The following is an 8884-nucleotide window of genomic DNA, read 5'->3' as shown; positions in this document are numbered from 1 at the left end:
CGGCCCCCGGGCCCCCCGACGCGTCCCCCGAAAGAAGAGGTCTATGCCCCCTGCCCGTTCCCGCCCCGTCGACAACCTCGACGACGACGACTACCCCGCCTACACCATGGGCCGGGCCGCCGAGATGCTCGGCACCACACCTGCCTTCCTCCGCGCCCTCGGGGAACACCGCCTGATCACCCCCCTGCGCTCCCAAGGCGGCCACCGCCGCTACTCCCGCTATCAGCTGCGCATCGCCGCCCGCGCCCGCGAACTCGTCGACGAGGGCACCCCCATCGAGGCCGCCTGCCGCATCGTCATCCTCGAAGATCAGCTTGAAGAAGCCCAGCGCATCAACGAGCAACTGCGCAACCGAGGCAACGAGTCGCAGCAGCCGAAGACCTCAGCCTGATCGGGATATTGGGCGCCGACCGGGTCTGCGCAGGCGCCGCCAGAGCGAACATGGCCGACGATGTGACGGGAATCCTCGCTCTGGCCGGCGCTCAGGACTAGTCTCCGTAGCGGGCGGCCATCGCGGTGGCGCGGTGGCGCAGGGAGGTACGCAACGGCTCCGGGGCCAAGGCTTCCGCGTCCGTGCCGAGCTGCCACAGCGCCCACTCGGCGTGTCGTAAGTCCTGGAACGTCGCCTCCAGTCGCAGCCAGCCGTCCGCGTCGGGTTCCGCGGCGCGGACGGCCACCGCTGCGCTCAGCAACTCCTCCCGTCGCTCCGGGTTCACCCGTATCTGCACCGCGATATGGCCGCTGGACAGGAACTGCGCGCAGCGTTCCCGCCAGACCCGGTCCAGATCGACCTGGTTCGGTCGCTGTGCCGGTTCGGGGAGCTGCTCTGCGGCCAACACCCGGGACAGCCGGTAGGTGCGGTCCGCGCCGGATCTCGCGGCCAGCAAGTAGCCCCGGTCGCGCACGGTGACCAGGCCGATCGGATCCACCGTGCGCCACTGTGGTGCCTGGTCCGTGGCCGCGTAGTGGATACGCAGCTTGTGGCCGGCGAGCACCGCACGCCGGATCTCGGTCATGATCGTGTCGGGCACCTCCTCGGTGACCAGCCGGCGTGACAGCAGGTCGGTCTCCGGCTCGACGAGAAAACGCTCGGCCGCGTCGCTCGCGGTGGCCCGATGGCTCTCCGGCAGCGCGTCGACCACCTTGCGCATCGCCGAAGCGAGCGCCGAGCCGAGGCCGAACACCTGCTCACCGCGGCCCGATCCGGCGGTCAGCAAGGCAAGGGCCTCGTCATGGTTCAGTCCGGTGAGCTCGGTCCGGAAACCGGGCAACAACGCGAACCCGCCGTGTCGGCCGCGTTCGGCGTAGACCGGGACACCGGCCGCGGAGAGCGCCTCGATGTCGCGCAGCACGGTACGGGTGGACACCCCCAACTCGCGGGCCAGCGTTCCCGCGGTCAGGCGCCCTCGCTGACGCAGCAACAGCACCAACGAAACCAGCCGATCGGCGCGCATACGAAAACCCTATCGAAATACATGACCAAGGGTGTCGTGCTTTGCCGGAAGGCTGGTCAGCACCGACGTCGACGGTGGCGGCTACCGCGCCGATGGACGTATGTCCCCCATGAATCGAAATGGAGCTGATATGGCAGTGGAACGAACGGCAGTCAACCCGGTGACGTGGTCGGTGGAGATGGGCTTCAACCAGGGTGAGCTCGTCTCCGGGCACACCCGGACCCTGTACTGCTCCGGACAGACCGCGATGAGCGAGGACGGCAAGCCCCAGCATGACGGCGACATGGCGGCGCAGTTGGCGCTGAGCCTCGACAACCTGGAGGCCGTGCTCGGCGAGGCCGGCATGTCCCTCGCGAACCTCGTCCGGCTCAACGTCTACACCACCGACGTCGATCTGCTGTTTCCGCACTACGGCGTGCTGGCGTCGCGGTTGGGTGCCGCCGGGGTGGCACCGGCCACCACGATGCTCGGAGTGACACGGCTGGCGATCCCCGGCCAGATGGTCGAACTGGAGGGGACCGCCGTCGCCTGACGCGACCTCGCCGCATAGCTGCTCGTGCCGGTCGGACCGGCGCGAGCAGCAGGGGCAGCCGTCATGTCGTCAATCACCCTGTGACGGACACGAGTTGCTCAGGGCCTGTCCGGCAGGTCTTGCCGGACAGGCCCTCGGTGCCGACGAGGGGCTCAGCGCTTGAGCGTGAAGGTGAAGTCGCCGGAGAGCTTGCCGCTCAGCCGGATCGCCGACACGAGCTTGCCCTCCGTGACCAGTCTCTCCACCTCGGCCCGCGAAAGACCGCAGCCTTCGGCGATCAGTCGCACCGGCCGGACAGGGATCCGCGCCGCGAAGCGGACCGAGACGTCGATCACCTCGCGGTCCAGATGGTCCGATCCGCCGGTGTCGAGGCGCCAGGCGCCGTCCCAGTCGAGGGCGATGCGATTACGGCGCCGCACGACCGGATCCTGGAGCAGCTCAGCCGCCAGGCCGGGGTCGTTGTCGTGCAGCCGGTCCAACAACTCAGGTCGTACGGAGCGCACGTTCACCCGCTCCAGGACGGTGAGCTTCGCGGTTTCCCCGCAAGCGGCGCAGAGCACGAGGAGCCAGGCGTCGATGAGCTTGTGGTTCGCGTTGACGCGGAATTTGCCGTTCGCCCGGAAGCGCTCGGACGCGCAGGTGTGGCAGCGACGGAGGACGAGCGGCAGGCAGGTGGGCATGACCACCCAGTTGTTGAGCACAGAAGTACACCGATTTCAGTGAGAAGTCCGCAGCAAAAAGCAGCGCGGCGCATATGCGCGACGCGCGACCGATCAGCGCTTGGGAGGTCTCACACGGTGTACAACGGCATGTCCTTGACTAGACGACGTGGTGCGACAGCACGGTAATGGCGCGCGGCGGCGCCGTTCCACTGGTTTTCGAGCGCCTGGTATTCGGCTCGCCCTCGTGGCGCCTGTCCACGGAGCCAGGCAGGGGGGCGGAGGAACTCAGTGGAGGCAGAGGCAGAACGGATGGCCGGCCGGGTCCGCGTAGATCCGCCAGTTGGCCTCCGGGCGGAGCTGGTCCGTCCGCTCCAGCACGGTCGCGCCGAGGGCGAGTGCCCGCTTCTCCTCTCCGTCGAGATCGTCCACGTCGAAGTCCAGGTGGAGTTGCTGCGGGCGCTCCTGGCTGGGCCATTCGGGCGGTCGGTAGCCGTCCACCCGCTGGCAGGCCAGCGGCGTCCCCTCGAAGCCATGCACCTCGACCCAGTCGGGATCCTCCGAGTCCGCGACCACCCGGCCACCGAGCAGCTCCGCGTAGAACTCCGCGAGCCGGACCGGATCAGCGCAGTCCAGCGCGATCGCCTGCAGCTTTCGAATCACTTCCGACACCCCTCGCTCTTCTGCCGCTTCCGCGACGCCCTGGTACGGGAGGGGTGGTACCCGTCACCGCGGCGAGCATGCGCGGCTTCACCCCGGGCCGCCGCCGGGCGCGCACCGGGATTGGAGGCTACGTCTGCTCGGTCGTCTCGCGTTCGCCGGCGGTGACCAGTCCCGTCTCATAGGCGACGATGACGGCCTGGACACGGTCACGGAGCCGGAGCTTGGCGAGGATGCGGGCGACATGCGTCTTGACGGTCGTCTCGGCCAGGTGGAGGCGGGTGGCGAGTTCGGCGTTGCTCAGCCCTCGGGCCAGCAGGCCGAGGACCTCCAGTTCGCGCGGGGTGAGCGAGGCGAGGTCGCGGTGGAGGGCGGCGGTGTCGCTGCCGCGCTGGGTGAACCGCTGCACGAGGCGGCGGGTGATGGCGGGCGCGAGGAGAGCGTCGCCGGTACGGACCGTGCGGACGGCCGCGGTCAGTTGCTCGGGGGTGACGTCCTTGAGGAGGAAGCCGCTGGCCCCGGCGGACAGCGCCGCGTAGACGTACCGGTCGAGGTCGAAGGTGGTGAGGATGATGACGCGGGGAGCGTGGTGGGCGCCGGTGAGGATGCGGCGGGTGGCCTCCAGGCCGTCCATCTCGGGCATCCGGACGTCCATCAGAACCACGTCGGGACGGGTGCGGCGGACCGCTTCGACCGCTTCGGTCCCGTTGGTCGCCTCGGCGACGACGTCGATGCCGTCGGCGCCGAGGATCAGCCGGAAGCCGGTGCGCACCAGGGTCTGGTCGTCGGCGAGGAGCACACGCAGCGGCTCGGTCACGGTGTCTCCAAGGGGATCAGGGCCTCCACACGGTAGCCGCCGGTCAGACGTCGGCCGGTGTTCAGGGTTCCGTCGTGGACGGCGAGGCGCTCACGCAGGCCGATCAGGCCCCGGCCGCTTCCGGCGGTCGCGCCCGGGTGTCCACCGGTGTCGGTGACTTCCACCCGGAGCCGTTGCGGGCCGTATTCGACGGTTACGGCGGCGGTGGCGCCGGACGCGTGCTTCACGGTGTTGGTCAGGGCTTCCTGGACCACTCGGTAGGCGGCGAGTTCGAGGCCGGGCGGGAGAGGGCGGGACGGGCCGGTCACGGTCAGGTCGACGGGCAATCCGGTGTCCCGTACCCGTCCGACCAGCGCTTCCAGCTGGCCCAGGCCGGGTTGCGGGGCCAGCTCCGCCGCCGTATCGGTCAGGTCCGCACCCCCTCCGTCGGCCGCCTCGGCCTCGTCGGCCATGGTGAGCAGGCCCATGACGTGGCGCAGCTCGGTCATGGCCGCCCGTCCGCCCGCCTCGACGGCGAGCAGCGCCTCGCCGGCCTGCTCGGGGGAGGTCTTCATGATCTTGCGGGCGGCGCCCGCCTGGATGATCATCACGCTGACGTTGTGCGTGACGACGTCGTGCAGTTCGCGGGCGATCCTGGCCCGTTCGTGCTCGACGGCCCGGCGCAGCGCCTCGGCCTGTTCGCGTTCCAGGGCAAAGAGCCGTGCGCGGCCCTCGTCGGTGCGGAGTTTCCAGGTACGCAGGCCGACGGCGGCCACGGCCATCGGGATCAGGATCAGCAGGGCGATGTACTCGTTGGGAACGATCGGTGTCACCGAGTCCCCCGAGGTGCCTACCAGGAGGACCGACACCGGCAGCGCCACCAGAGTCGCCACCCGGTACGGGCTGTACACGGCGGCGCTGTAGACGGCGATGACGAACGCGTAGAAGGTCAGCCGCAGGACGCTCTGCGGTGTCGCCAGCACCGCGGCCGTCACGACGCACAGCACGGCGAGCGGGTAGCGGCGGCGCAGTGCCAGGGCGCCGGAGGCGATGACCGCGAGGGTCACCATGAAGGCCATGCCGCCGGGGCCGGACGGGCGTGGCATGACGTGCTCCACGCCGGGTGCGATCTCCCGCACCACGACGATGCCGACGTTGTCGATGCCGTAGTAGACCGTGGCGATTCCGAGTACCAGTGCCAGCAGCATGTCGAACTGCCAGGCGCGCCGCGTGGGCCGCAGCGGTGGACCGCTCGCAAGCCCGGCGTCGCGGACCGTCCGGCGGGCGGTTTCCCGCAGCCGCTCCAGCGTCGTACCTACGTCCGTCACCGGTTCATTGTCGCCGCCGCGCGGACCCGCGAAGTCCGTCCTGGTGGTCGTTTCCGCCGCTCCGGATACATCGCTCGCCTACATCTCAGGGATGACGTGTCGGGGAATCGTCCCGGCGCGGTACCGCGATGGGTTCGGGCGGGCGACGCGTGCGGGCCGGGCCCGCTCCTAGCGTTCACGCAGTCAACGCCCCTACGCGAGGAGCCCTTTCATGACCATGCCGGTGATCGAACTGCGGGAGGTGAGCCGCCGGTACGACGACGGCCCGCCCGCTCTGCGTGAGGTGTCGCTGAGCGTGCGGCCCGGCGAGGCCGTCGCGGTCCTCGGCCCTTCCGGCAGCGGCAAGTCCACGCTGCTCCATCTGATCGCGGGCCTGGACCGGCCCGACACGGGGACGGTCACCGTGGACGGGGTGCGGGTGGACCAGTTGGGCGAAGCCGGATCGGCGCTGTACCGGCGGTCGAAGATCGGTATGGTCTTCCAGTTCTTCAATCTGCTCGACGATCTGACCGTCACCGACAATGTCGTCCTGCCGGCGCGCCTCACGGGCATGGCACGGGGCGAGGCAGGCCGCCGGGCGGCGGAACTCCTGGAACTGCTGGGTCTCGACCGGCATGCCCGCGCCTATCCGGGGCGGCTGTCCGGCGGCGAGCGGCAACGCGTCGCGGTGGCCCGGGCGTTGATGAACCGTCCGGCGCTGCTCCTGGCCGACGAGCCGACCGGGGCGCTGGACACGGCCGCCGGACAGGACGTCAGCAGGCTGCTCAATGACCTCAACGCCGAGGGACAGACCATCGTCGTGGTCACCCACGACCTGGCTCTGGCCCGGTCCTGCACGAACCGCACGGTCCGGATCGCCGACGGCCGGATCACCGAAGACGTCCGGTCGCGGGCCGTCGCCTCGGAGGCCGTCCGATGAGCGCGCTCGGCCGGGTGGTGCGCTCGGGGGTGGGACGACGCCGGGTGCAGACGCTGGTGATCGGGCTCGCCACGATGATGGCGGTGGCCGCCTCCGTCCTCGGTGGAACGCTGCTCGTGGTGTCCGGCGCGCCCTTCGACGACGCCTTCGCCGGGCAGCGCGGCGCGCATCTGTCCATGCGGTTCGACGCGGGCGAGGTGAATGCCGGTCAGCTGTCGAGGTCCAAGGGCGCCGAAGGGGTGAGCAGTGCGGCCGGGCCGTTCCGTACGGCGACGGTCACGCCGCGTTCGGACGGGGCGGACCCCGGGTGGCCGATGACCGTGGTCGGCCGGGGCGATCCCGGCCGGGACGTGGACGAGGTGGCACTGCTCGACGGGCGGTGGCCCGCGCGCTCCGGCGAGATCGCGCTGTCCGCCGACTCCTCGCTCCTCCCGACCATGGGCAGGAAGATCGTCTTCCCCGATCTGTCCGGCGGTCCGGCACTGACGGTGGTCGGTGTGGCCCGCTCGGTCACGCGGACCGCTGACGCGTGGGTGGTGCCGGCCCAGATGCCGGCGCTCACCGCGCCCGGCAGCGGCGGCTACCAGATGCTCTACCGCTTCACCGACGCGGACACCTCCGCGCAGATCGCCGCGGGCGGCAGGGCCGTGGCGAGGACCCTGCCGCCGGGAACGGCCGTCGGCGAGCAGTCATGGCTCGCGGTCCGGGAGAGCGCCGAGCGGGACACCGCCCTCTACGTCCCGTTCCTCATCGCGTTCGGCGCCCTGGGCCTGGTCATGTCGGTGCTCACGGTCGGCAACGTCGTCGCGTCCGCCGTCGGCACGGGGAGGCGCCGTATCGGCATCCTCAAGGCCGTCGGCTTCACCCCGGCCCAGGTCGTGCGGGCCTACGTGGGTCAGGCGCTGATCCCGGCCGCCGTCGGCACGGCCCTCGGCGTCCTCGCCGGCCATCTGCTCGCCGTCCCCGTGCTGGCCGAGACCGGGGAGGTCTACGGCACCTCGTCCCTGGCCATCGCCCCCTGGGTCGACCCGGCGGTGATCGCGGGGGTGCTCGGCCTGGTGGCGGTGACCGCGTGGGCGAGTGCCTGGCGGGCCGGCCGGCTGCGTACGGTCGACGCGCTCGCCGTCGGGCGTACCGCTTCGGCGGGGCGCGGCCGTTGGGCGGCCCGCCTGGCCGGGCGGCTGCCGCTGCCCCAGCCGGTCGCCCTGGGCCTGGTCCGGCCCTTCGCGCGGCCCGCCCGCGCGCTGGCCATGGGCACGGCGATCCTGTTCGGCGCCGCCGCGGTCACGTTCACCGTGGGGATGGGCGCCTCGCTCGGCCAGGTGATGAAGGCCAAGGCCCACGACGCCGCCGATGTCGTCGTGCCCGCGCCCCTGCCTGACTTCGGCCCCCGGGTCCCCGGCGCCGACCGGCAGCCCGAGGCCGATCCCGTCGCGGTCGCGGCCGTCATCGAGGCGGCCGCCGGAACCGGGAAGTACTACCGGGCCGCGACGGTACGGGCTACCGTGTCCGGCCGGACCGGCACCGTCGATGTGATCGCCTTCAGCGGCGACGCTTCCTGGGGCGGCTACACGATGGTCTCGGGCCGCTGGATCGACGGGCCCGGCGAGGCCGTGGTCCCGACCCCCTTCCTGGCCGCCACCGGCAGCCGCGTCGGCGGCACCGTCACCCTGGACGGTCTGGCCGAGCCGGTCACGGTCCGGATCGTCGGTGAGGTCCTCGACCCCCGCAACGACGGCATGCAGGTCTTCACCGACGCCTCGACCCTGACGGCCGCGCGTCCCGACCTGACGGAGACCAGCCATCACATCGCGGTCACGTCGGGCACCGGCGTGACCGGCTACGTCGACGCGCTGAACAGGGACCTGGCTCCGCTGGGGGTCGCCGCTCGGGCCGGCGGGCTCGACGCCGGCGGCGACATGGTCGTCACGCTCAACGCGCTGTCCGTGATCCTCACGCTGATGCTCGTCGCCGTCGCCGCGCTCGGGGTGCTGAACGGCGTGCTGCTCGACACCCGCGAGCGTGTCCGGGAGATCGGTGTCCACAAGGCGCTCGGCATGACCCCGCGGCAGACCGTCGCGATGGTCCTCACCTCGGTCGTCGTGACCGGGCTGGTCGCGGGTGCCCTGGGCGTGCCGCTCGGCGTGGCCCTGCACGGGTGGGTCGTCCCCGCGATGGGCGACAGCGTGGGGCTGCGTCTTCCCGGTTCCGTCGTCGCCGTCTACGACGGGGCCGAACTGCTCCCGCTCGCACTCGGCGGGCTGCTCATCGCCGCCTTGGGTGCGGTCCTGCCCGCCGGCTGGGCGGCCGGGGCCCGGACCGCCACGGCCCTGCGCACCGAATAGGCGGGCCGGCCGGGCCGCGACCGCCGGCCCGGCCCGGACCGTCTGTACGGCCGGGTTGCGGTGGACTCGCTGAAGGTCGACGGCGAGCGCCGTCTCCTCGACCTGCTCCGGGCGGGGGAGCCGGAGGAGCAGGACGGGTGGTGTCGGGGGCGGTAGGGGGTGGGGGCGGGGGATGAGGGGTCGGCCCGGCC

9 protein-coding genes are annotated in these 8884 nt (G+C 71.6%); 4 read left to right on the top strand and 5 right to left on the bottom strand.

Features of this window, described 5'->3' with window-relative positions; all coding sequences use genetic code 11:
* The first annotated feature begins 43 nt into the window (after positions 1–43).
* Positions 44–391 (top strand): MerR family transcriptional regulator, encoded by a 348-nt coding sequence (locus tag ALMP_RS17295; RefSeq protein WP_264928931.1) that lies wholly within the window; start codon positions 44–46, stop codon positions 389–391.
* Between the two features lie 97 nt (positions 392–488).
* Here ALMP_RS17295 and ALMP_RS17290 read toward each other — a convergent pair whose 3' ends face one another.
* On the bottom strand, positions 489–1454 hold the full coding sequence (locus ALMP_RS17290; RefSeq protein WP_264928929.1) for a YafY family protein: 966 nt from the start codon (positions 1452–1454) through the stop codon (positions 489–491).
* A gap of 136 nt (positions 1455–1590) precedes the next feature.
* Between ALMP_RS17290 and ALMP_RS17285 the strand changes: the two genes are divergently transcribed.
* A complete protein-coding gene (locus ALMP_RS17285) occupies positions 1591–1986 on the top strand; it encodes a RidA family protein (protein ID WP_264928947.1) in 396 nt (131 codons plus the stop codon).
* Positions 1987–2138: 152 nt separating this feature from the next.
* Here ALMP_RS17285 and ALMP_RS17280 read toward each other — a convergent pair whose 3' ends face one another.
* From ALMP_RS17280 to ALMP_RS17265, 4 genes are all read right to left on the bottom strand, one after another.
* Positions 2139–2687 (bottom strand): DUF1062 domain-containing protein, encoded by a 549-nt coding sequence (locus tag ALMP_RS17280; RefSeq protein WP_264928927.1) that lies wholly within the window; start codon positions 2685–2687, stop codon positions 2139–2141.
* A gap of 246 nt (positions 2688–2933) precedes the next feature.
* A complete protein-coding gene (locus tag ALMP_RS17275; RefSeq protein ID WP_264928925.1) occupies positions 2934–3308 on the bottom strand; it encodes a VOC family protein in 375 nt (124 codons plus the stop codon).
* Positions 3309–3435: 127 nt separating this feature from the next.
* A complete protein-coding gene (locus tag ALMP_RS17270; RefSeq protein ID WP_264928923.1) occupies positions 3436–4122 on the bottom strand; it encodes a response regulator transcription factor in 687 nt (228 codons plus the stop codon).
* Positions 4119–5429 (bottom strand): sensor histidine kinase, encoded by a 1311-nt coding sequence (locus tag ALMP_RS17265; protein ID WP_264928922.1) that lies wholly within the window; start codon positions 5427–5429, stop codon positions 4119–4121. The genes ALMP_RS17270 and ALMP_RS17265 overlap by 4 nt, the downstream gene beginning before the upstream one ends.
* Positions 5430–5640: 211 nt before the next feature.
* Between ALMP_RS17265 and ALMP_RS17260 the strand changes: the two genes are divergently transcribed.
* Both ALMP_RS17260 and ALMP_RS17255 read left to right on the top strand, forming a co-directional pair.
* Positions 5641–6348, top strand: coding sequence for an ABC transporter ATP-binding protein (locus ALMP_RS17260; protein WP_264928921.1), 708 nt, complete (start codon positions 5641–5643; stop codon positions 6346–6348).
* The gene (locus ALMP_RS17255; protein WP_264928920.1) at positions 6345–8693 is read left to right on the top strand and encodes an ABC transporter permease; all 2349 of its coding nucleotides are present in this window, start codon (positions 6345–6347) and stop codon (positions 8691–8693) included. The genes ALMP_RS17260 and ALMP_RS17255 overlap by 4 nt, the downstream gene beginning before the upstream one ends.
* The last annotated feature ends 191 nt before the right edge of the window (positions 8694–8884 follow it).

The organism is Streptomyces sp. A012304 (genome assembly GCF_026008495.1).
Classification (GTDB): domain Bacteria; phylum Actinomycetota; class Actinomycetes; order Streptomycetales; family Streptomycetaceae; genus Streptomyces.
Note: the sequence above shows the minus strand (reverse complement) of the source record. Positions and strands in the feature narration are given on the sequence as shown.

Coding starts and splice junctions, on each gene's coding strand:
- ALMP_RS17255 (WP_264928920.1), top strand. CDS start 6,345: ATGAGCGCGCTCGGCCGGGTGGTGCGCTCGGGGGTGGGACGACGCCGG.
- ALMP_RS17290 (WP_264928929.1), bottom strand. CDS start 1,454: ATGCGCGCCGATCGGCTGGTTTCGTTGGTGCTGTTGCTGCGTCAGCGA.
- ALMP_RS17260 (WP_264928921.1), top strand. CDS start 5,641: ATGACCATGCCGGTGATCGAACTGCGGGAGGTGAGCCGCCGGTACGAC.
- ALMP_RS17295 (WP_264928931.1), top strand. CDS start 44: ATGCCCCCTGCCCGTTCCCGCCCCGTCGACAACCTCGACGACGACGAC.